The organism is Microbacterium sp. USHLN186, from assembly GCF_037145155.1.
Classification (GTDB): Bacteria; Actinomycetota; Actinomycetes; order Actinomycetales; family Microbacteriaceae; genus Microbacterium.
Window position 1 is genome coordinate 78602 of sequence record NZ_JBBCYA010000005.1, and the last position, 22291, is coordinate 100892.

General features: G+C 69.2%; 21 protein-coding genes and 1 tRNA gene. 16 read left to right on the forward strand and 6 right to left on the reverse strand.

What is annotated here, in order from left to right; genetic code table 11:
• Positions 1 to 36 precede the first annotated feature (36 nt).
• Genes WFG93_RS11020 through WFG93_RS11035 form a run of 4 tightly spaced genes read left to right on the forward strand, consistent with a single transcriptional unit; the run spans position 37 to position 2479 of the window.
• Entirely contained in the window at positions 37 to 489 is a 453-nt protein-coding gene (locus tag WFG93_RS11020) for an FAS1-like dehydratase domain-containing protein (RefSeq protein ID WP_336646391.1), read from the forward strand.
• Complete coding sequence (locus tag WFG93_RS11025; RefSeq protein WP_336646392.1) at positions 489 to 896, forward strand: MaoC/PaaZ C-terminal domain-containing protein; 408 nt, start codon at positions 489 to 491, stop codon at positions 894 to 896. Before WFG93_RS11020 ends, WFG93_RS11025 begins: the two co-directional genes overlap by 1 nt.
• A 16-nt stretch (positions 897 to 912) precedes the next feature.
• Complete coding sequence (locus WFG93_RS11030) at positions 913 to 2049, forward strand: UDP-N-acetylmuramate dehydrogenase (protein ID WP_336646526.1); 1137 nt, start codon at positions 913 to 915, stop codon at positions 2047 to 2049.
• A gap of 31 nt (positions 2050 to 2080) precedes the next feature.
• Positions 2081 to 2479: a VOC family protein gene (locus WFG93_RS11035; RefSeq protein ID WP_336646393.1), complete on the forward strand. Its 399-nt coding sequence runs from the start codon at positions 2081 to 2083 to the stop codon at positions 2477 to 2479.
• A gap of 95 nt (positions 2480 to 2574) precedes the next feature.
• On the opposite strand, the gene WFG93_RS11040 is transcribed toward WFG93_RS11035, so the two are convergent.
• The 5 genes from WFG93_RS11040 to aceB form a co-directional block, all read right to left on the reverse strand.
• The gene (locus tag WFG93_RS11040; protein WP_336646394.1) at positions 2575 to 3792 is read right to left on the reverse strand and encodes a pyridoxal phosphate-dependent aminotransferase; all 1218 of its coding nucleotides are present in this window, start codon (positions 3790 to 3792) and stop codon (positions 2575 to 2577) included.
• Positions 3793 to 3854: 62 nt separating this feature from the next.
• Positions 3855 to 4298 (reverse strand): hypothetical protein, encoded by a 444-nt coding sequence (locus WFG93_RS11045; RefSeq protein ID WP_336646395.1) that lies wholly within the window; start codon positions 4296 to 4298, stop codon positions 3855 to 3857.
• A gap of 39 nt (positions 4299 to 4337) precedes the next feature.
• Positions 4338 to 4802, reverse strand: coding sequence for a ribonuclease E activity regulator RraA (gene rraA / locus WFG93_RS11050; protein WP_336646396.1), 465 nt, complete (start codon positions 4800 to 4802; stop codon positions 4338 to 4340).
• Between the two features lie 90 nt (positions 4803 to 4892).
• Positions 4893 to 6488 (reverse strand): isocitrate lyase, encoded by a 1596-nt coding sequence (locus WFG93_RS11055; protein ID WP_336646397.1) that lies wholly within the window; start codon positions 6486 to 6488, stop codon positions 4893 to 4895.
• A 29-nt stretch (positions 6489 to 6517) separates the two neighbouring features.
• Positions 6518 to 8197: a malate synthase A gene (gene aceB, locus WFG93_RS11060; protein WP_336646398.1), complete on the reverse strand. Its 1680-nt coding sequence runs from the start codon at positions 8195 to 8197 to the stop codon at positions 6518 to 6520.
• A 138-nt stretch (positions 8198 to 8335) separates the two neighbouring features.
• Here aceB and WFG93_RS11065 point away from each other — a divergent pair, with 138 nt between their 5' ends.
• Positions 8336 to 9793 (forward strand): helix-turn-helix domain-containing protein, encoded by a 1458-nt coding sequence (locus WFG93_RS11065; RefSeq protein WP_336646399.1) that lies wholly within the window; start codon positions 8336 to 8338, stop codon positions 9791 to 9793.
• Between the two features lie 10 nt (positions 9794 to 9803).
• On the opposite strand, the gene WFG93_RS11070 is transcribed toward WFG93_RS11065, so the two are convergent.
• Positions 9804 to 11309 carry a PucR family transcriptional regulator gene (locus WFG93_RS11070; RefSeq protein ID WP_336646400.1) on the reverse strand — a complete coding sequence of 502 codons (1506 nt, stop codon included), beginning with the start codon at positions 11307 to 11309 and terminating at the stop codon, positions 9804 to 9806.
• Positions 11310 to 11406: 97 nt separating this feature from the next.
• On the opposite strand from WFG93_RS11070, the gene gabT reads away from it, so the two are divergent.
• The 11 genes from gabT (at position 11407) to rplK (ending at position 22290) form a co-directional block, all read left to right on the forward strand.
• Positions 11407 to 12765, forward strand: a complete 1359-nt coding sequence (gene gabT, locus WFG93_RS11075; RefSeq protein ID WP_336646401.1) for a 4-aminobutyrate--2-oxoglutarate transaminase — start codon at positions 11407 to 11409, stop codon at positions 12763 to 12765.
• Positions 12766 to 12850: 85 nt separating this feature from the next.
• A complete protein-coding gene (locus WFG93_RS11080) occupies positions 12851 to 14230 on the forward strand; it encodes a flavin monoamine oxidase family protein (RefSeq protein ID WP_336646402.1) in 1380 nt (459 codons plus the stop codon).
• Entirely contained in the window at positions 14227 to 15120 is an 894-nt protein-coding gene (locus WFG93_RS11085; RefSeq protein WP_336646403.1) for a universal stress protein, read from the forward strand. Before WFG93_RS11080 ends, WFG93_RS11085 begins: the two co-directional genes overlap by 4 nt.
• The gene (locus WFG93_RS11090; RefSeq protein WP_336646404.1) at positions 15120 to 16685 is read left to right on the forward strand and encodes an APC family permease; all 1566 of its coding nucleotides are present in this window, start codon (positions 15120 to 15122) and stop codon (positions 16683 to 16685) included. The genes WFG93_RS11085 and WFG93_RS11090 overlap by 1 nt, the downstream gene beginning before the upstream one ends.
• Positions 16686 to 16714: 29 nt before the next feature.
• Positions 16715 to 18184: an NAD-dependent succinate-semialdehyde dehydrogenase gene (locus WFG93_RS11095; protein ID WP_336646405.1), complete on the forward strand. Its 1470-nt coding sequence runs from the start codon at positions 16715 to 16717 to the stop codon at positions 18182 to 18184.
• Positions 18185 to 18216: 32 nt separating this feature from the next.
• Positions 18217 to 19578: an NAD-dependent succinate-semialdehyde dehydrogenase gene (locus WFG93_RS11100; protein ID WP_336646406.1), complete on the forward strand. Its 1362-nt coding sequence runs from the start codon at positions 18217 to 18219 to the stop codon at positions 19576 to 19578.
• Between the two features lie 98 nt (positions 19579 to 19676).
• The gene (locus WFG93_RS11105; RefSeq protein WP_336646407.1) at positions 19677 to 20111 is read left to right on the forward strand and encodes a pyridoxamine 5'-phosphate oxidase family protein; all 435 of its coding nucleotides are present in this window, start codon (positions 19677 to 19679) and stop codon (positions 20109 to 20111) included.
• Between the two features lie 160 nt (positions 20112 to 20271).
• A tRNA-Trp gene (locus WFG93_RS11110) sits at positions 20272 to 20344 on the forward strand.
• A 41-nt stretch (positions 20345 to 20385) separates the two neighbouring features.
• Positions 20386 to 20658, forward strand: a complete 273-nt coding sequence (secE, locus tag WFG93_RS11115; protein WP_336646408.1) for a preprotein translocase subunit SecE — start codon at positions 20386 to 20388, stop codon at positions 20656 to 20658.
• Between the two features lie 56 nt (positions 20659 to 20714).
• Positions 20715 to 21728, forward strand: a complete 1014-nt coding sequence (gene nusG / locus WFG93_RS11120; RefSeq protein ID WP_336646409.1) for a transcription termination/antitermination protein NusG — start codon at positions 20715 to 20717, stop codon at positions 21726 to 21728.
• A gap of 130 nt (positions 21729 to 21858) precedes the next feature.
• Positions 21859 to 22290, forward strand: a complete 432-nt coding sequence (gene rplK / locus WFG93_RS11125) for a 50S ribosomal protein L11 (protein ID WP_336646410.1) — start codon at positions 21859 to 21861, stop codon at positions 22288 to 22290.
• Position 22291 lies beyond the last annotated feature (1 nt).

The following is a 22291-nucleotide window of genomic DNA, read 5'->3' on the forward strand; positions in this document are numbered from 1 at the left end:
GGGGGCGGGCAGGCACGCGGCGGATAGGATCGTGAGGTGCCCGTGAACAGTGAACTGGTCGGCAGGGAGTTCCCACCGACCGCCCCGTACCTCGTCGGTCGAGAGAAGGTGCGCGAGTTCGCGCGTGCGGTCTTCGCCGACGCGCCCCAGCACACCGACGTCGCCGCAGCGCAGGCCGCCGGCTACTCCGATGTGGTGGCGCCGCCGACCTTCCCGATGGTCATCCAGGACCTCACCCTGCAGCAGCTGCTCAGCGAACCCGACTCCGGCATCGTGCTCTCGCGCACGATCCACGCCGAGCAGCGGTTCCGCTACAGCCGTCCGATCGTCGCCGGCGACGAGCTCACCGCGCAGCTGGTCGTGACCGGCATTCGCGCGCTGGGCGGCAACGCCATGATCACCAGCCAGGCGACGATCACTGACGCCGCCGGTGATCACGTCGTCACCGCCACCAGCGTGCTGCTGGTCGGGGAAGAGGGAGCGCAGTGATGGCCGAGTCCGTCTTCGCGGTCGGCGATGTGATCGCCGAGCGCAGCGTGCATCTCACTCGTGAGTCACTCGTGCGCTACGCCGGAGCCTCCGGCGATTTCAACCCGATCCACTACCGGGACGACATCGCGACCGCGGTCGGTCTGCCCGGTGTCCTCGCGCACGGGATGCTGACGATGGGCCTGGCATCGTCGGTCGTCGTCGCCGCGCTGCCGGCCGGCGTCCGCGTGCTCGAGTACGGCGTGCGCTTCACCAAGCCCGTCCTCGTCGACGCCGAGACCGGTGCTGACGTGCACGTCGTCGGCAAGGTCGGCGCGGTGGACGATGAGGCGGTGCGGGTGGACCTGACCGTCCGCTGCGCGGACACGACCGTGCTGGTGAAGGCACAGCTGCGGGTCGCGGTCTGAGATGGCATCCGTCGAGATCGTCGAGATCGCTCCCGTTGCGCTGCGCGAGCTGACCACGCTGCGCACCGGGGCTGCGCCGCAGCGGATGCTGCAGGCGAGCACCCGCGAGGAGCTGCTGGCCGCTCTGGACGACGTGTGGAAGTCCGGTGAGGACTGGTTCGTCCTCGGCGGAGGATCGAACCTCTTCATCGGCGACGACCCGTTCGAGGGCACGGTCATCCGCGTGTGCACGCAGGGCATCGAGGAGCTCCCGTCGCCGCACGAGGGACGCATCCGACTGCGCGTGCAGGCCGGGCACAACTGGGACGCGCTGGTCGCGTATGCAGTCGAGCGCGGCTACGCCGGAATCGAGGCGATGAGCGGCATCCCGGGCACTGTCGGCGCCGCGCCCGTGCAGAACGTGGGTGCGTACGGGCAGGAGATCCAGGAGACGCTCGTCGAGGTCGAGCTGATCGACGAGCACGCCGAGGCGCCGATCGTCGTTCCGGCGGCCGATCTCGCACTCGGTTTCCGCACCTCGGTGCTCAAGCATCACTACGGCGAGGCGCAGGGTCGTCGCGCTGTCATCCTCTCCGTGACGCTCGACCTCGCCGTCACCGCAGACAAGGGGCGCGTCGTGCGCGGGGACCAGCTGCGTCGGGCTCTGGGGCTGGTCGACGAGGCGCCGGTGCCACTGGAGTGGGTGCGCTCGCGCATCCTCGGGACGCGCGCGGTGAAGGGGATGCTGCTCGACGCGGACGACCCGGACACGTGGAGCGCGGGCTCGTTCTTCCAGAACGCGATCGTCCCCGAGCCGGTCGCGCGCACGCTGCCGCCGGAGTGCCCGCAGTGGCCGGTCGAGCCGGACCTGGATGCCGTGACGGTGATCCCCCTGGAGTCGTACTTCGGGCTCGCGCCGCGCAAGGAGCGCGCGCCGGGCGCCGTCAAGGTCAGCGCGGCGTGGCTGATCGAGAACTCCGGGATCGGCAAGGGGTTCCGCCTGCCGCAGTCCCGCGCCGGACTGTCGACCAAGCACGCGCTCGCCCTCACCAACCGAGGCGGCGCGACTGCCGCCGAGCTGAGCGAACTCGCGCGCTTCATCCAGAGCCGTGTGCACGCGGAGTTCGGGCTGCTGCTGCAGCCCGAGCCCGTGCTCGTGGGAGTGGAGCTGTAGACGCCCAGACGCAGCGGCGTACACTCGCCGGATGAGCGGACTCATCCCGTACCTGTTGTTCCCCGGCAATGCCGCCGAGGCCCTGTCGTTCTACGCGTCGGTGTTCGGCGGTGAGACGCGGCTGTTCACCTACGCGGATGCCGGGCGCGCTGATGGGCCCGGCGACGCGATCGCTCACGGCATGCTCGTGGACGGCCCGGTCGAGCTGGCTGGAGCGGATGCCGCTGCCGGCGAGAGCACGCTCGAGATGACCGGCATGTTCTTCTCGCTGCTGGGCACGGCCGATCCGGCCACGCTCGCATCATGGTTCGCCGCGCTCGCCGAGGGCGGCACCGTCATCGATCCGCTGCAGAAGCGCCCGTGGGGCGACCATGACGGCACGCTCGTCGACCGGTTCGGGGTGCCCTGGCTGATCGGACATCAGGGCTGAGAACGGTCGACACCCCCACTTCGCGCCGACACCCCCAGGTACGGATGTCCGCACCTGGGGGTGTCGACGGCAGATAGGGGTCTCGGCGCCCGAGGTCAGGCGGAGAACAGGGCCTGCAGGCGCTGCACGCCCTCGAGCAGCTGGACGTCTCCCAGGGCGTACGACAGGCGGAGGTACCCCGACGGGCCGAAGGCCTCACCGGGCACGACCGCGACCTCGGCCTCGTCGAGGATGAAGTCGGCGAGCTCGAGCGAGGTGGTCGGCGTCACCGTGCTGCCGTCGCGCCGCGTCCAGGTGCGACCGAGCAGGCCCTGCACATCCGGATAGACGTAGAACGCGCCGGTCGGGGTGGGCACGACCATGCCGTCGATCTTCGACAGCTCTGCCACGATCAGCTTGCGACGGCGGTCGAACGCCTCGCGCATCTTCTCGGCCTCGTCCTGCGGGCCGTTCAGTGCGCCGATCGCGCCACGCTGAGCGACGTTGTTCACGTTGCTCGACAGGTGGGACTGGAGGTTGGCGGCGACCTTGATGGCATCCGCCGGTCCGACCATCCAGCCCACCCGCCATCCGGTCATCGCGTACGTCTTCGCGACGCCGTTGACGAGGATCGTCTGCTCGGCGATCGCCGGCAGCGCCTCGACGATCGACGTCGCCTTGACGCCCTCGTAGGTCAGGTTCTGGTAGATCTCGTCGCTGATGACCCAGATGCCGTGCTCGAGCGCCCATTCGGCGATCGCCTTCGTCTCCTCGGCCGAGTAGACCGACCCGGTCGGGTTGGACGGTGAGACGAACACCAGCACGGTGGTGCGCTCGGTGCGCGCGGCCTCGAGCTGCTCGACGGTGACCTTGTACTCCTGGTCGGCGCCGGCGAAGACCTCGACGGGCACGCCGTCGGCCAGCTGGATGGCCTCGGGGTAGGTGGTCCAGTACGGCGCGGGCAGCAGCACCTCGTCGCCGGGGTTCACGACCGCCTGGAAGGCCTGGTACACCGCCTGCTTGCCGCCGTTGGTGACGATGATCTGGGCGGGCGAGACCTCAAGGCCGGAGTCGCGCGCGGTCTTCGCGGCGATCGCCTCGCGCAGTTCGGGCAGGCCGGCGGCGGGCGTGTAGCGGTAGTTCGCGGGATCGGCGAGAGCCTTCGCCGCCGCGTCGACGATGAACTGCGGCGTGGCGAAGTCCGGCTCGCCTGCGGCGTACGAGATCACCGGCTTGCCCTCGGCTTTGAGAGCCTTGGCCTTGGCATCCACCTTCAGCGTGGCGGACTCGGCGATGGCGGACAGCTTGCGGGACAGGGGAGCGCGTTCGGTCACGACTCCGATCGTACTCGGGCGGTCGCCGAGACGACACCGGCCGTGCCTCTCCTGCCGTCGGTCTAGCCGACGTCGCACTGGCAGAAGTCGGCGAAGCGGCGGACCGGACGCCGCGGATCGGTGATGTCGATGATCGCGTCCGCATCCGTGTTCGCCATCTCGCCTCCATCGGCGAGCCAGATGCTGAAGTGCCACATCCACCGGGTGCGCTCGGCGAGCAGCGACGCATCTCCGCAGACGATGGTCACGGCGTTGATGCCGGCATCCCGGATGGGCACGACCACCTCGCTTCGCAGCTCACTCTCGCCGCGACCGCACTGAAGGGTGACGGCCGCAGCAACGCCCTGCGTGCGCAGAGCCGCCGCGAGCTCGTCGGCGAGATCGGCGGAGCGCGCGGCATCCGTCGCGGCGACAGCCAGCAGCCGGGCGCCCCTGCGGTAGTTGTGCAGGAACTCGCGCGCGATGTCGTCTTGCGGCGTCCGTGATCCGATGGTGGTCCCGCTCATGCGACCAGGGTACGCCCGCCGTGCGCAGCGGTGGACCGGTCAGCGCTCGACGAGCACACCGTCCTCGTCGGCATACAGTCGAGCCCCCGGGCGGAAGATGACGCCACCGAACTCGACGGTGACGTCGGTCTCACCGGCGCCCTGCTTGCCGCTCTTGCGCGGGTTGGTGCCCAGCGCCTTCACTCCGAGCGGCATCCGTCCGATCGCGGCGCTGTCGCGCACGCAGCCGTTGATCACAACGCCCGCCCAGCCGTTGTCCACCGCCAGCTGCGCGATCATGTCGCCCATCAGCGCGGTGCCGTACGAGCCGTCGCCGTCGACGACGAGCACGGCACCGTCGCCTGGGGAGGAGAGCAGTGACTTCAGCAGCACGTTGTCCTGAAAGCAGCGGACGGTGCGGATCGGGCCCTCGAACGCGGTGACGCCGCCGAAGGAGCGCAGCTGCAGAGGAAGCGACTGCAAATCGTCGCCATGCTGGTCGTAGAGATCGGCGGTGGAGGTCATGGTCAGATCCTACGAGGCGGGGGAGTGGGGGCGGATGCGCTTCGACAGGCTCAGCGTCCCATCTTGGTCCCTGAGCCCGTCGAAGGGCGGTCAGTGGAACTGGTTCATCGTGTTCTGCGCGCCACCGGCCTTCAGCGCGGCCTCGCCGGCGAAGTACTCCTTGTGGGTGTCGCCGAGGTCGGAGCCGGCCATGTTCTGATGCTTGACCGTGGCGATCCCGCCGCGGATCTCGCGACGCTGCACGCCCCGCACGTACGCCAGCATCCCCTCGTCGCCGAAGTACCCCTTCGCGAGGTCGTCCGTCGACAGCGCGGCCGTGTGGTACGTCGGCAGGGTGATGAGGTGGTGGAAGATGCCGGCCCGAGCCGAGCCGTCGCGCTGGAAGGTGCGGATCTTCTCGTCGGCCAGCGCGGCGAGCTCGGTGTCGTCGTACTCGACGCTCATGAGCTTGTCGCGGTCGTACGCCGACACGTCTTCGCCGCGCTCGGTGACCAGGTCGTACGCCTGCTGGCGGAAGTTCAGCGTCCAGTTGAACGACGGGCTGTTGTTGTAGACCAACTTCGCGTCCGGGACCACCTCGCGGATGCGATCGACCATGCCGGCGATCTGCTCGACGTGCGGCTTCTCGGTCTCTATCCACAGCAGATCAGCGCCGTGCTGCAGCGAGGTGATGCAGTCCAGCACCACGCGGTCCTCGCCGGTGCCGGGGCGGAACCGGTACAGGTTGCTCGCCAGGCGCTTGGGGCGCACCAGCCGGCCATCGCGCTTGATCACCACATCGCCGTCGCCGAGGTCGTCGGCGGCGATCTCGTCGACGTCGAGGAAGGAGTTGTACTGGTCGCCCAGGTCGCCCGGCCCGTGTGAGACGGCGATCTTCTGGGTGAGCCCTGCGCCGAGCGAGTCGGTGCGGGCGACGATGACACCGTTGTCGATGCCGAGCTCGAGGAAGGCGTAGCGCACCGCGTTGATCTTCGCGAGGAAGTCCTCGTGCGGCACGGTGACCTTGCCGTCCTGATGGCCGCACTGCTTCTCGTCCGACACCTGGTTCTCGATCTGGATGGCGCAGGCGCCCGCCTCGATCATCTTCTTGGCGAGCAGATACGTCGCCTCGGGGTTGCCGAAGCCGGCGTCGATGTCGGCGATGATCGGCACGACGTGCGTCTCGAAGCCGTCGATCTGCGCCTGGACGAACTCGGCAGCGGTCTCATCGCCGGCAGCCCGGGCGGCGTCGAGCTGGGTGAACAGGAGGTCGAGCTCGCGGGCATCCGCCTGCCGGAGGAAGGTGTAGAGCTCCTCGATCAGCGCGGGGACGGCAGTCTTCTCATGCATCGACTGATCGGGGAGCGGTCCGAACTCCGAGCGCAGGGCCGCGACCATCCATCCCGACAGGTACAGGTAGCGCTTGTTCGTCGACTTCATGTGCTTCTTGATCGAGATCATCTTCTGCTGGCCGATGAAGCCGTGCCAGACGCCGAGCGACTGGGTGTACAGCGAGGAGTCGGCGTCGTACTCCTGCATGTCGCGGCGCATGATGTCGGCCGTGTACTGCGCGATCTCGAGCCCGGTGCGGAACCGGTTCTGCGCGCGCATGCGCGCTGCGGATTCAGGGTCGATGGCAGACCAGCCGGAGCCCTGTGCCTCCCTGAGCCGGCGGATGGCGTCGATGTCGTCCTGGTAGCGGGTCATGGTGCGTCCTTCGTGTGGTGAGCGGGCGGTCAGTCGTTGTCGGTCAGGTAGCGGGCGTACGCCGGCAGGGTGAGGAATGCCGGGAACTCGGGCTGCAGCGTGACCTGGCGGAAGATCTCGGCGGCGTCGTCGAAACGGTCTTTCCGGGCCCCTGAGCCTGCCGATGGGCGGCTCTCGGCGAGCACGTCGCGGATCAGACCCTCGACGTGCTCGACGGTGATCGCGGTGCTCTCTGCGGTGCGGCGGTCCTGGTGGATCCACTGCCACACCTGGGACCGGCTGATCTCCGCGGTCGCGGCGTCCTCCATCAGTCCGTCGATGGCGACGGCGCCCTGACCGCGCAGCCACGCCTCGAGGTAGCGGATCGCCACCGACACGTTCTCGCGGACGCCGGCGTCGGTCACCGGGCGGCCGATGCGCAGGTCGAGCAGCTGAGCCGCTGTCACCTCGACGTCGTCGCGCCGGCGGTCGAGCTGGTGCGGGCGCTCGCCGAGCACGGCGTCGAACTCGGCCCTCGCCGTGGAAACGAGGTCAGGATGCGCCACCCAGGTGCCGTCGAATCCGTCGCCGGCCTCGCGCCGCTTGTCTGCGGCGACCTTCTCGAGCGCGCGCTCGGTGGTCTGGACGTCGCTCCGATTCGGGATGAAGGCGCTCATGCCGCCGATCGCGTGCGCCCCGCGCCGGTGGCAGGTCTTCACGAGCAGCTCGGTGTACGCCCGCATGAACGGCACCGTCATCGTGACCTCACTGCGGTCGGGCAGCACGAATCGTGCCCCGCGCCCGCGGTAGTTCTTGATGATCGAGAAGATGTAGTCCCAGCGTCCGGCGTTGAGGCCCGCGCAGTGATCGCGCAGCTCGTACAGGATCTCGTCCATCTCGAAAGCGGCCGGCAGAGTCTCGATCAGCACCGTCGCGCGGATGGTGCCGTGCGGGATCCCGATGTACTCCTCGCTGAACGAGAAGACGTCGTTCCACAGCCGGGCCTCTTCGCGCGATTCGAGCTTGGGGATGTAGAAGTAGGGTCCGCGGCCGGCGTCGATCAGCGCCTGCGCGTTGTGGAAGAAGTAGAGGCCGAAGTCGACCAGTGCAGCGGATGCCGCGAGCCGGCGGCCCGAACGATCGGTGAACTCGATGTGCTTCTCGCTCAGGTGCCACCCGCGCGGACGCATCACGATCGTGGGCGTCCGCTCGGCCAGGACGCGGTACTCGCGACCGTCGGCGCTCGTGTGGGTCAGCTCACCGCGGATCGCATCGCGCAGCGACAGCTGGCCGCCGATGATGTTGCGCCACGTCGGGCTGGTCGCATCCTCGAGATCAGCCAGCCAGACCTGGGCGCCGGAGTTCAGTGCGTTGATGGTCGTCTTCGGGTCGCAGGGGCCGGTGATCTCGACGCGACGGTCCTCGAGGCCGGGCCCGGCGCCGACCACGCGCCAGTCGTGGTCGTCGCGGATGTACGCGGTGTCGTCCCGGAAGCGCGGGTCGTGACCGTTGCCGATCTCGAACCGTGCCCGCTGCCGGTCCGCGAGGCGATCGTGGCGGCGTCCGCTGAATCGGTGGTGCAGCTCGGTGAGGAACGCGACCGCCGCCGACGTGAGGATCTCGTCATAGCGGTCGTGTCGGTGCCCTGTGATGTGCAGGATGGGACCGATGCGCGGGAGGACCGCAGCGTCGACGGTCCGGGTGGGGGCGGTGGCAGTGGAAGTGCTCATGTTCAGTCTCCTCTGTGGGATGTCGGTCGGCCGGGCGGTCGGCTGTTGACATCCACTTTCTGTGAAGAACTTCATGTGCACCGACCGATCATGGTGAGAAGTTCGGGCAAAATTCTGCTTATGTGACAGACTGCATCCATGATCTCTACGTCTCAGAGACCTGAGCCGGAGGCCGATGCGCTGACCATCGGCCGGCGCATCCGCCAGCTGCGCACCGCGCGGGGGATGACGCTGGAAGAGCTCGCGTCGCGAATCGACCGCGCCCCCAGCCAGCTGTCGATGTTCGAGACGGGCAAGCGCGAGCCGAAGCTCACCCTGCTGCAGACGATCGCCAAGGTGCTCGGCACGACTCTCGACGGCCTGCTCGAGGGCGAGCCCCTCGACGAGCGCGCAACCCGCGAGATCGCGCTGGAGCGCGCCATGAAGGGGCAGACCTTCCAGGCCCTCGGCATCCCGTCGTTCCGGATCGGCAAGTCGCTTTCCGATGAGGCGATCGATGCCATGCTGGCGCTGCACGGCGAGATCGAGCGGCTACGTGACGAGCGTGCCGCGACCCCGGAGGAGGCGCGGCGCGCCAACCTCGAGTTGCGCCACCTCATGCGGCGGCAGGACAACTACTTCGCCGATCTCGAAGCACAGGCACGTGAGATCCTCGACGCCGTCGGCCACCCGGGCGGACCGCTCACCCAGCGCACCGCGTCGGAGATCGCCGCGCACCTCGGCTTCACCCTGCACTACGCGCGCGATCTGCCGCAGTCCACGCGCAGTGTGGCCGATCTCGCGCACGGCCGGCTGTACCTCTCCAGCAGCGTCGCGGCGAAGGGCGATGCGCGCACGGCGGTGCTGCAGGCCCTGTCCAGTCGCATCCTCGGACACTCCGAGCCGCGCAGCTATGCCGAGTTCCTGCGCCAGCGCGTCGAGACGAACTATCTCACCGGCGCGCTGCTCGTGCCCGAGGCGCATGTCGTGCCCGTGCTGCAGGACGCCAAGCACCGCCGCGCCATCTCGGTGGAAGACGTGCGCGACGCCTACTCCGTCTCGTACGAGACCGCAGCGCACCGGTTCACCAACCTGGCCACCCGGCACCTGGGCATCCCGGTGCACTTCCTCAAGGTGCACGAGTCAGGCACCATCACCAAGGCGTACGAGAACGACGACGTGAACTTCCCGACCGACCGCCTCGGCTCGATCGAGGGTCAGATGTGCTGCCGCCGGTGGACGAGCCGCGAGGTCTTCGACGTCGACGACCGCTTCAACCCGTACTACCAGTACACCGACACCGGCAACGGCACCTACTGGTGCACCGCCCGCGTCGAGCCGTCGAGCGAAGGGCTGCACTCGGTGAGCGTGGGCGTGCGCTTCGACGACACGAAGTGGTTCGTCGGCCGGGACACCACCAACCGCGGAGTGTCGAAGCATTCCGTCGAGACGTGCTGCCGGCGCGCCCCCGCCGAGCTCGAGCAGCGCTGGCGCGACCAGGCGTGGCCGAACGTGCGCACCCCGCGCACCCTGCTGGCCACGCTGCCGACCGGGTCGTTCCCCGGCGTCGACACCACGGACGTCTACGAGTTCCTCGAGGCGCACGCGCCGCGCTGAGATCGCGCTGTCACCCGGCCGCGCGCAGCGTCGCCCACAGCTCCGCCCGAGCGGGGAAGGATGCGAGGTCGGTGCCGAGCAGAGCCGCGGCCTGCGCGATGCGGCTGCGCAGCGTATGCCGATGGATGCCGAGTGCGGCAGCGGTCTGCTCACCTCGGGCGTCGTGTTCGAGCCACGCGCGAAGGGTGCGCTCCAGGTCGGCGCCCGTGGTCGCATCGTGCGCGCGCAGTGGTGCGAGCCTCGTGCGGGCCAGCGTGCGCGTCTCGGCCGAGACGAGAGCGTCGAGCACTCCGCCTGATTCGACGTCGTGGTACTCGATCACGCCCGCGCCACCCGAACGCTGCGCAGCGGTCATGGCCTGCGCGTGCGCATGCGAGAACGCGGCGTACTCGGCCGGTTCGGACACTCCGATCCGGATGCCGAAGCGATCCGCCACCTGATCGAGCAGGCCGCGCGAAGACGCGCCCAGGCAGATCGTCAGCCCGTCGGCATCCTCCGCCACGAACGACACCGTGCCGCCGACCGCCCGCTGTCGCTCGAACCAGCCGACGATCGCATCGACCGGCGCGTCGGCGATGGTCGCGACGACCATCGGCGCAGGCGGCAGGGCGCCGAGCGTGCGCCGGGCGAGTGTGGGGTCGTCCGCCCGGAGCGAGGCGAGCAGCTGAGTGTGCATGCGGCGACGCCCGCGAGCGAGCTGCTCGCTCTGCTCGAGCGCGAGGCCGGCCATGGCGATCGCCGTCGTGATGACGGCGCGCGCCTCGGCGTCGATGGGGCTGAGGTCGGCCGCGATCACGCCCTTCAGCTGCGAGCTGCGTCCGAGGGTGAACAGCGTCACCGTGCGCTCGCCCTCGTCGAGTGAACGCGTCGCGGTCGTTCCCCTGCCGAGCAGGTCGGCGACGGCATCCGCCACGGCATCGGCACCGCCCGAGAGAGCGGCCGGATGCTCCTGCGCAATCGTCCCACTCGAATCGAACAGCCCCACCCAGCAGTCCAGCCGCCGAGCCAGTTCCGCGAGCGTCGCCTCCAGGCCGCGGGGCCGCAGCGCGGCCACGGCCAGGGCGCGCTGCACCTCGAGCGCCCAGGTGCGCCTGGCGTACGTATGCGAGGCCGTCGCCTCCGCATGCACTCGGGCGACGGCGAGGAAGGGGATGTCGTAGGGCACGTCGAACAGGACGAGCCCGGCCCTCGCGCACGCGTTGACGAGCTCGTCGGGCGGTCCGACCCGGTGCACACCCGACCCGAAGCCCAGCCCCCGCACGCCGCGGCGCACGAGACGCGTGACGTAGTCCGTGACCCCGGCCTCGTCGTGGTCCGCGAACTGGCTCCCCGTGGTCATCAGCACGAGATCATCCGCGAGGAACGGCGTCGGATCGACGAGATCCGAGCTGTGCACCCCGCGGACGGGGAGGTCGAGCGCCCCGTCGGCCAGAGAGGGCCCGGCAGACACCAGACTCAGACGCAGATCCGCATGCTCGAGCAGGGTGCGCAGCGTGGGCGGGCTGGCGATCTCCATGAAGGCACCATCCCTGTTGTACGGTGTGGCGAATCGACCATCACAAGTGTACGCTTCGGCGAATGCGGCGCGGAGTCGCGAGTCGTAGCCTCGCCTCATGACCCTCATCGACGAGACCTCCACGACACCGACCGGCGGACCCACCCTCGAGCAGGTCCGTCGCATCGTCACCGAGCTGCCCGGGCCGCGCTCGGCCGCCATCCTCGCCCGCAAGGCCGACGCGGTCGCCGCCGGTGTCGCGCACTCCATGCCCGTCTCGGTCGTGGCCGCCGGCGGCGGTGTCGTCGTAGACGCCGACGGCAACTCGCTCATCGACCTCGGCTCCGGCATCGCCGTGACCAGCGTCGGCAACGCCCACCCCAAGGTCGCCGCAGCCGTCGCCGCACAGGCCGCGCAGTTCACGCACACCTGCTTCATGGTCTCGCCGTACGAGTCGTACGTCGACGTGGCCGAGGCCCTCAACCGGCTCACGCCCGGTGAGTTCCCGAAGAAGACCGCCCTTTTCAACTCCGGTGCCGAGGCGGTAGAGAACGCCGTCAAGATCGCCCGCAAGCACACCGGGCGCCAGGCTGTCGTCGCCTTCGACCACGGCTACCACGGCCGCACCAACCTCACCATGGCGCTCACGGCCAAGTCGATGCCCTACAAGGCAGGCTTCGGTCCGTTCGCCCCTGAGGTCTACCGCGTGCCCGGGTCGTACCCGTACCGCGACGGCCTGACCGGCGCCGAGGCGGCGAAGCGCGCCATCACTCTCATCGAGAAGCAGATCGGCGCTGACAGTCTCGCCGCCGTCATCATCGAGCCGATTCAGGGCGAGGGCGGATTCATCGTCCCCGCCGACGGGTTCCTCGACGCGATCGTCGCCTGGTGCCGGGACAACGGCGTGGTCTTCATCGCAGACGAGGTGCAGACCGGCTTCGCCCGCACCGGCGCGATGTTCGCCAGCGAGATCTTCGGCATCGAGCCCGACCTGATCACCACGGCCAAGGGCATCGCCGCCGGCCTGCCGCTCGCGGGCGTCACCGGCCGCGCCGAGATCATGGACGCCGCGCACGCCGGCGGCCTGGGCGGCACCTACGGCGGCAACCCGATCGCCTGCGCCGCGGCGCTCGCCGCGATCGACGCGTTCGAGAACGACGGGCTCGTCGAGCGCGCCCGCCAGATCGGCGAGGTGCTCACCACGCGTCTCCGTGCGATCCGCGAGAGCGACCCGCGCCTGGGTGACATCCGCGGTCACGGCGCCATGATCGCTGTCGAGTTCGTCGACGGCGAGACGGGCGCGCCGGATGCCGCGCTGACCGCCGCCGTCGCCAAGGCCTGCGTGGCCGAAGGCGTCATCATCCTCACCTGCGGCACCTTCGGCAACGTCATCCGCTTCCTGCCGCCGCTGTCGATCGGCGACGACCTGCTGAACGAGGGCCTCGACGTGCTCGCCACCGCGCTCCAGCGCGCCTGAGACGGTCGGCCGCGACCCTGGTCGGGGGATCAGGGGTCGCGGCCGACACACATTCGACACCATTCCGCATCAAAGGAGATCATCCATGGCAGAGCACGAGATCACGCGCGACGTCGTCATCGTCGGCGCGGGAGCCGCCGGCACCACCGCGGCGAACGAGCTGCGCAAGGCCGGCTTGACGGTCGCGGTGCTCGAGGCGCGCGACCGGGTCGGGGGACGCCTGTGGACCGACGAGATCGAGGGCGCGATGCTCGAGATCGGCGGCCAGTGGGTCTCGCCCGACCAGGATGCGCTGAAGGAGACCATCGTCGAACTGGGCCTGGAGACCTTCGACCGCTACCGCGAGGGCGACAGCGTCTACGTCGGACCCGACGGCACGCTGCACCGCTTCACCGGTGAGATGTTCCCCGTGTCGGCTGCGACCGAGGCGACGATCGCGGAGATCACCGAGCGCCTCGACGCGATGGTCGCCGAGATCGACCCCGACCGCCCCTGGGAGCACCCCAACGCCGCAGAGTGGGACTCCGTCACGTGGGACGCCTGGCTGCGCCAGCAGACCGACGATGACGAGGCCGTCCGCAACCTCGCATTCGCCACCGGATCCGCCATGCTCACCAAGCCGACCCACGCGTTCTCGCTGCTGCAGTCGCTGCTGATGGCGGCGTCCGCCGGCTCGTACTCCAACCTGGTCGACGCCGACTTCATCCTCGACAAGCGCGTCGTGGGCGGCCTGCAGCAGGTTCCGCTGCTGCTCGCCGAGCGACTCGGCGATGACGTCTTCCTGAACCAGCCCGTGCGCACGCTCGAATGGTCGGACGAGGGAGTCGTCGCGCACGCGGACGGCATGACCGTCCGCGCACGGCACGCGATCCTCGCGCACGCGCCCGTGCTCTACGACCGCATCACGTTCGTGCCGCCGCTGCCTCGCCGCCAGCACCAGCTGCACCAGCACCTGTCGATGGGCTTCGTGATCAAGGTGCACGCCGTGTACGACCGCCCGTTCTGGCGCGAGCAGGGCCTCAGCGGCACCGCGTTCAGCCCGTACGAGCTCTCTCATGAGGCGTACGACAACACCAACCACGGCGATGAGCGCGGCACGCTGGTCGGCTTCGTCAGCGACCAGAACGCCGACGACCTGTTCACCCTGGGCGCCGAGGAGCGCAAGGAGCGCATCCTCGAGTCGCTGTCGCACTACTACGGCCCCGAGGCGAAGACCCCGGTCGTGTACTACGAGAGCGACTGGGGCAGCGAGGAGTGGACCCGCGGCGCCTACGCCGCGAGCTTCGACATGGGTGGTCTGCACCGCTACGGCGCCGACCTGCGCGCCGCGGTCGGTCCGATCCACTTCGCCTGCAGCGACATGGCGGGCGCCGGGTACCAGCACGTCGACGGCGCGATCCGCATGGGCCGCCTCGCCGCCGCGCAGATCCTCGAGACGGCCGGCACCGGAAGCAGCGGAGCATGAGCGGGTCGATCGTCGTCGGGTACACGGCGACGGATGAGGGCGCCGACGCCCTCGCTCTCGGCGCGCGGCTGGCGCGCAGCATCGACGCGCATCTCGATCTCGTCATCGTGCTTCCGCCCCAGGGAACCCGCAGCGCGGCCGTGGTTCCCCCGGAGCGCGCCTTCGAGGCGCATGTGCGCGCCCAGGCCGAGGAGTGGCTGGGGGCAGCCGTCGCCCAGGTGCCCGCTGACGTCCGCTGCCTCGGGCACGTGCGCTTCAACGAATCCTTCGCCGAGGGCATCATCGCCGCGGGTGAGGAATTCGACGCCCGGCTCGTCGTCGTCGGCGCGGCCGACGGCACGACCCTCGGCCGCCACCGCCTCGGCTCCGTCGCCTCGGAGCTCGTGCACTCCTCGCCGATCCCCGTTGCGCTGGCGACTGCCGGCTCGCGTGACAACGCCGACGCCGAGACGCCGATCCCGCGCGTCACGGCGGCCGTCGGCACCCGCGCCGGAGCGGACGCCGTGGTCGACGCGGCCGCGCGACTCGCGGCAGCGGCCCACGGCACCCTGCGACTGGTCTCGCTTGTGCCGTTCGACGTGCCGGCCGGCCTCGACACCGGAGCGATCACCCTGGCGCAGAACGCGCATGGGGAGGACGTGCTCGCTCAGGTGCGGGCGACTCTTCCCGAGGGCGTCGCCGCCGAGGTCGAGCGCGCGACAGGCGACAGCGTCGAAGACGCCGTGGCGCACCTGCGCTGGCATCCGGGCGAGGTCGTCATGGTCGGCTCCAGCCGGCTGGCGCAGCCCCGGCGTCTCTTCCTGGGCTCGACCGCCGCGAAGATGCTGCACGAGCTCCCCGTACCCATGATCGTCGTCCCGCGCACCCGCGCTGAAGCAGGAGAACAGTGATGTCCAGCACCGATCGGGCGATGGCGCCCGACTCCGGAGTCACGACCGGAATCTCCCGCAAGGGCCTGAGCGTCGGCACCGTCGGCGTGCTCGGCGCCCTCGTGATGGGCATCTCGTGCATCGCCCCGGCCTACACGTACACCGCCGGCATCGGCGGCGCCGTCGGCGCCGTCGGATTCCAGGTGCCTGCCATCCTGCTGCTCGGCTTCATCCCGATGCTGCTCGTCGCCTTCGGGTACCGCGAGCTCAACAAGGTCATGCCCGACTCCGGCACGAGCTTCACCTGGGCCACCCGCGCGTTCGGGCCGTACGTCGGGTGGATGGCCGGGTGGGGTCTGATCGTCGCGACGATCCTCGTGCTGTCGAACCTCGCCGGCATCGCCGTCGACTTCCTCTTCCTGCTGATCTCGCAGATCTCCGGCAACGAGGAGATCGCATCCATCACGCGCAACCCGTTCGTGAACGTCGCGGTGTGCCTGATCTTCGTCGCCCTCGCCACCTGGGTGTCGTATCGCGACGTGTCGACCTCGCAGAAGCTGCAGTACGGCCTCGTCGCGTTCCAGGTCGCGATCCTCGTGCTCTTCGCCGTGATGGCGATCGTCGAGACCGTGCAGGGCGGGGCCTTCGAGGCGAACCTGCCGGAGCTCGCGTGGTTCAACCCGTTCGAGATCCAGGGCGGGCTCTCGATGATCGTGATGGGCCTGTCGGCGTCCGTGTTCATGTTCTGGGGGTGGGACGTCACCCTCACGATGAACGAGGAGGCGAAGGACCCCGAGCGCACCCCGGGACGAGCCGCCATGCTCACGGTGGTCTCGATCATCGCCATCTATCTGCTGCTCACCATCAGCAGCCTGATGTACTCCGGCATCGGCGACGAGGGCCTGGGCCTGACGAACGAGGACATCGGCGGCAACGTGTTCTTCGCGCTGTCGGGACCGGTGATGGGCGGTCTCGCCTTCCTGCTCTCCCTCGCCGTGCTCACCTCATCTGCCTCGTCGCTGCAGTCGACGTTCATCTCGCCGGCGCGGACCCTGCTCGCGATGGGCCACTACGGCGCGATGCCGAAGAAGTTCGCGCGCGTCAACCCGCGCTTCTTCACCCCGGGCTACGCGACGATCGCCTCCGCGTTCGTCGCGGGCGGGTTCTACGCCGTGATGCGCTTCCTCAGCGAGGACGCGCTGTGGGACACGATCCTCGCGCTCGGCATGATGATCTGCTTCTACTACGGCATCACCGCCCTCTCGTGCGTGTGGTACTTCCGCCGCCAGTGGTTCGACTCGGGCAAGGACTTCTTCTTCAAGTTCGCCAGCCCGCTCGTCGGCGGCGTCATCCTGCTCGTGCTCTTCGTGATCACCGCGGTCGACAGCCTCGCGCCCGACTACGGATCGATCGCCATCGGCGTCGGAGCGAACGGCGAGGGCGGCATCGGCATCGTGTTCTTCATCGGCGTCGGCCTGCTCGTCTTCGGTGCGGTGCTGATGTTCGTGCAGAGGATCTTCGCCCCTGCCTTCTTCCGCGGTGAGACGCTGGGTGTGGACGCCCCGCCGAGCGCCCGCCAGCGCTGACCTTCCCTCCCCACAGAATCGAGATGAACATGACACTCGCAGCGAACGAGCAGGAACTCCTCTCCCGCGTCCCCGGCGGCCTCTTCATCGGGGGACAGTGGACGGATGCCGAAGAGGGACGCACCTTCGATGTGCGCGACCCCGCGACCAACGAGGTGATCGCCTCGATCGCCGACGCGACGCCCGCTGACGGCATCCGGGCCCTCGACGCCGCCGTCGCCGCTCAGGACGCCTGGGCGGCGACCGCTCCGCGCACCCGCAGCGACATCCTGCGCCGTGCCTTCGACCTCGTGCAGGAGCACAAGGAGGATCTGGCGCTGCTGATGACCCTCGAGATGGGAAAGCCCCTGGCGGAGGCCCGGGGCGAGGTTGTCTACGGCGGCGAGTTCCTGCGCTGGTTCAGCGAGGAGGCGGTGCGCATCGCCGGCCGCTACGGCAGCAACCCCGAGGGCACCGGGCAGATGATCGTGTCGCAGCGGCCGGTCGGACCGTCGTTCTTCGTCACCCCGTGGAACTTCCCGTTCGCGATGGCCACGCGCAAGATCGCACCCGCGCTCGCGGCCGGCTGCACCGTGATCATCAAGCCGCCGGCACTGACCCCGCTCACCACGATCTTCTTCACGAAGCTGCTGGAAGAGGCCGGGCTGCCGGCCGGTGTGGTCAATGTGGTGCAGACCTCGCGCTCGGGCGCGCTGTCGGGCCCGATCATCGCCGACCCCCGGCTGCGCAAGCTGTCGTTCACCGGGTCGACCGAGGTGGGCCGCAAGCTCATCGCGCAGGCCGCTGACGGCATCCTGCGTGTCTCGATGGAGCTGGGCGGCAACGCCCCGTTCGTGGTGTTCGAGGACGCGGATCTCGACAAGGCGGTCGACGGCGCGATGGCGGCCAAGTTCCGCAACATCGGCCAGGCGTGCACCGCAGCCAACCGCTTCATCGTGCACCAGGACGTCGCCGAGGAGTTCGCCCGCCGCGTCACCGAGCGCGTGCAGGCGATGAAGATCGGCCGCGGCACCGAAGAGGGCGTCGCCATCGGCCCGCTGATCGACGAGGATGCCGTCGCCAAGGCGCAGGAGCTCGTCGGCGACGCGGTCGACCGCGGCGCCCGTCTGCTGGCGGGCGGCGAGGCGCTCGAGGGCACCGGCACGTTCTACCAGCCGACGGTGCTCACCGACGTCGTCGCGGGCAGCGCGATCCTGCGCGAGGAGATCTTCGGACCGGTGCTGGCGATCGCGACCTTCGCCGACGAGGCCGAGGCCGTGCGTCTCGCAAACGACACCGAGTACGGACTGGTCTCCTACGTGTTCACCGAGGACCTCGGGCGCGGCCACCGCATGATCGACGCGCTGGAGACGGGCATGATGGGCCTGAACGTCGGCGTCGTCTCCAACGCCGCGGCTCCGTTCGGCGGTGTGAAGCAGTCGGGCGTCGGCCGCGAGGGCGGCGCCGAGGGCATCCACGAGTACCTGTCGACCAAGTACACCCTGATCCCCAACGCCTGAGCCCGCTCCGGCGAGAGAGAAGAGGAACTGAAATGACCGACTACGCCGTCGTCAATCCGGCCACCGGTGAGACCGTCGCCGACTACGACACCGCCACCGACGAGCAGATCGAGCAGGCGGTCGCCACCGCCGCGGCGGCTGCGAAGACATGGGGTGCCACGGCTCCCGCCGAGCGCGCCGAGGTGATCCGCCGCATCGCCGAGCTGCACCGCGAGCGCAAGGACGAGCTCGGCGCGATCATCGTGCGCGAGATGGGCAAGCCGATCGCGGCTGCCGTCGGCGAGGTGGAGTTCGCCGCGGACATCATCGAGTACTACGCCGACAACATCGATGTGATCACCGCGGACCAGCCGCTGCAGATCCTCGGTGAGGGCGACGCGGTCGTGCGGCGCGCGCCCCTGGGCGCGCTGCTGGGCATCATGCCGTGGAACTTCCCGGCGTACCAGGTGGCCCGCTTCGCTGCTCCGAACCTCGCGATCGGCAACACGATCATCCTCAAGCACGCCCCGCAGTGCCCGCAGTCCGCTGCTGCGATCGCCGACATCTACCGTGACGCAGGGCTGCCCGACGGCGCGTACGTGAACGTGTACGCGACGAACGAGCAGGCCGCGAAGATCATCGCCGACCCCCGCGTGCACGGCGTCTCGGTCACCGGATCCGAGCGGGCCGGCGCTGCGGTCGCCGAGGTCGCCGGACGCAATCTGAAGAAGGTCGCGCTCGAGCTGGGCGGATCCGACCCGTTCATCGTCCTCTCCACCGACGACCTGGATGCCGTCGTGCAGCTGGCCGTCGATGCGCGCCTGGACAACAACGGCCAGTCCTGCAACGGCGCGAAGCGCTTCGTGATCGTCGACGAGCTGTACGAGCAGTTCACCGAGAAGTTCGTCGCATCGCTCGCCGCCGTCTCGGCGGAGGACCCCACTCAGGAGGACACCGTGCTCGGCCCGCTGTCGTCGCTGGCCGCCGCCGAGCGGCTGCAGCAGCAGGTGGACACCGCTGTCGAACAGGGCGCGACCCTGCTCACCGGCGGCACCCGCGAGGGCGCGTTCTTCGCCCCGACCGTGCTCGCCGATGTCACCCCGGAGATGGACGTGTATCGCGAGGAGCTGTTCGGTCCGGCCGCGGTGGTCTACCGCGTCGCGGATGAGGACGCCGCGGTCGAGCTCGCGAACGACACGACCTTCGGCCTGGGCTCGTACGTGTTCACCACCGACTCCGAGCAGGCCGAACGGGTCGCGAACCGGATCGAGGCGGGCATGGTGTACGTGAACATCGCTCTCGCCGACAGCCCCGAGCTGCCTTTCGGCGGCGTCAAGCGCAGCGGCACCTCGCGCGAGCTGGGGCTGCTGGCCGCCGACGAGTTCGTCAACAAGAAGCTCATCCGCCGCGCCTGAGCATCGCCGTCGTCCCTTCGACGCGGTACGGGTGGCATCCGCCCGTACCGCGCCGTCGTCTTCGGGGATACCCTCGAGGCAGGCGGAAGGAGCGCGCGATGAGCACCGAGGATCCGGTCGTCCGGCTCAGCGAGCAGGAGTGCTGGCAGCGACTCGAGACGGCCGAGGTCGGGCGTCTCGTCACCAGGGTGGGCGATGTCATCGACATCTTCCCGGTCAACTACGTCACCGACGGGCACTCCCTCGTCTTCCGCACCGCCGAGGGCAGCAAGCTCGTCGAGCTCACGATCAATCAGGATGTCGTGTTCGAAGTCGACGAGCACACCGAGGCCGACGCGTGGAGCGTGATCGTCCGCGGGCGCGCACGCGTGATCGACGACCTCGCCGAGCGCGAGGCGGCGGATGCCCTCGGGCTTCGGCCCTGGGTGCCGACGCTGAAGTACAACCACGTGCGCATCACCCCCGCGACGCTCAGCGGACGCGCATTCGCGCGCTCCGGCGAGCCCGAGCGCTACGGCGTGGCCGACTACTGAGCGCCCCCGGGGCCCACGACAGCGCTGCGACGCACGCGGGCGTCACCGTCGGTTCGGTCGCGCGGCGCGGATGCCGTACACTTGAGGGGCAGTCGTCTGCATCCTTCATCGTGCCCATGCCGGTGCGCGAGGATGCGGGCCCCGAGGCCTTCCGGCCTCTAGGGCGGTAGCTCAATTGGCAGAGCAGCGGTCTCCAAAACCGCAGGTTGCAGGTTCGATTCCTGTCCGCCCTGCGCGTCAGCGCGCGAGCTGACACACGAAAGGTACGTGCAGGATGGATCAGGACGACGTTCGCGGCGATGTCGCTGCCGCAGGCCCCTACGCCCTGCGCGACGGCAAGCTCGGTTTCTTCGGACGCATCGCCCTGTTCTTCCGTCAGGTGATCAGCGAGCTGCGCAAGGTCGTCACACCGACCCGCAAAGAGCTCATCAAGTTCACCACCGTGGTCTTCGTCTTCGTGCTGATCGTGATGGGTCTGGTCTACGGACTGGACTGGATCTTCGGAACCGGAGCGCACTACGTGTTCGGGGTTCCGCTCAGCGACTGAAGCCCACGTCGACGTCCCGGTGCGCCCGGGCGCCGCAGCGATTGGAAAGAAGCAAAGTGCCTGACAAGTATTCCGACGACGCAGACTGGGCGACCGCCGCAGAGCAGTCCAGCGAAGAGGACGAGGCCCAGGAGGGCAACCCCCTCGCTGCGCAGGAGAAGTCGTCCACGCCGGCCGAGCACACCGCCCTGCACATCGAGGGCGATGCGGAGGTCGTCGAGGAGTACGACGACACCGATGACATCGAGATCCAAGACCCGGAGGCGGATGCGATCGTGAACGACGCTCTCAACCTGGATGAGGCGGCGGAGGCCGAAGCGGCCGCCGAGGTCCTCAACGACGCCGTGGCGGAGGAGACCGCCGAAGCCGAGGCTGCCGCTGCGGACGAGGTCACCCCCTACGACGGCCCCGAGGTCGACGCGGACGACGCCGAGCCCGTCGCCGACGAGGACCCGTACGAGGCGTTCCGCGCCGATCTGCGCATGCTGCCGGGCAAGTGGTACGTCATCCACTCCTACGCCGGGTTCGAGCGCAAGGTGAAGGCCAACATCGAGCAGCGCAAGTCGACGCTCGAGGTCGAGGACGACATCTACCAGATCGAGGTCCCGATGGAGGACGTCGTGGAGATCAAGAACGGCCAGCGCAAGATGGTCAACCGCGTGCGCATCCCCGGCTACGTGCTGGTGCGCATGGAGCTCAACGAGGACACCTGGTCGGTCGTGCGCCACACGCCCGGTGTGACCGGCTTCGTGGGCAACGCCCACAACCCGACCCCGCTGCGCTTCGAAGAGGCCTTCAACATGCTGAAGTCGCTCGTCGAGGTCAAGGACGTCCCCACCGCGAAGTCCATCGCCGCCAAGGGCGGCGTCGCCGTGGCGCGCCCGATGGCCGCCGAGGTCGACTTCGAGGTCGGCGAGACCATCACGATCAAGGAGGGCTCGTTCGCGGGCCTGCCCGGAACGATCAGCGAGATCAACGCAGCCAGCGGCAAGCTCACCGTCCTCGTCTCGCTCTTCGAGCGCGAGACCCCGGTGGAGCTGTCGTTCGAGCAGGTCACCAAGATGCTCTGACCCCGTCATGGGGTAGTATCAAGAGGTTTGCGCGGCGCCTCGGCGTGCGCGTGAGACACCGCGGTCCGGAGATGCCGGACTCGCGGGAGAAGCGGATGCCGTGGCATCCGCCTCGATGAAAGGAAAGAGAATGGCACCGAAGAAGAAGGTGACCGGCCTGATCAAGCTTCAGATCAATGCCGGTGCAGCCAACCCGGCGCCGCCGATCGGCCCCGCGCTCGGTCAGCATGGCGTCAACATCATGGAGTTCTGCAAGGCGTACAACGCCGCGACCGAGTCGCAGCGTGGCAACGTCATCCCCGTGGAGATCACCGTCTACGAGGACCGCAGCTTCACGTTCGTTCTGAAGACCCCGCCGGCAGCAGAGCTGATCAAGAAGGCCGCAGGCGTGGCGAAGGCTTCGGCCACCCCGCACACGGTCAAGGTCGGCAAGCTCACCAAGGAGCAGGTCCGTCAGATCGCAGAGACCAAGCAGCCCGACCTGAACGCGAACGACATCGACGCCGCGTCGAAGATCATCGCCGGCACCGCCCGTTCCATGGGCATCACGGTCGAGGACTGAG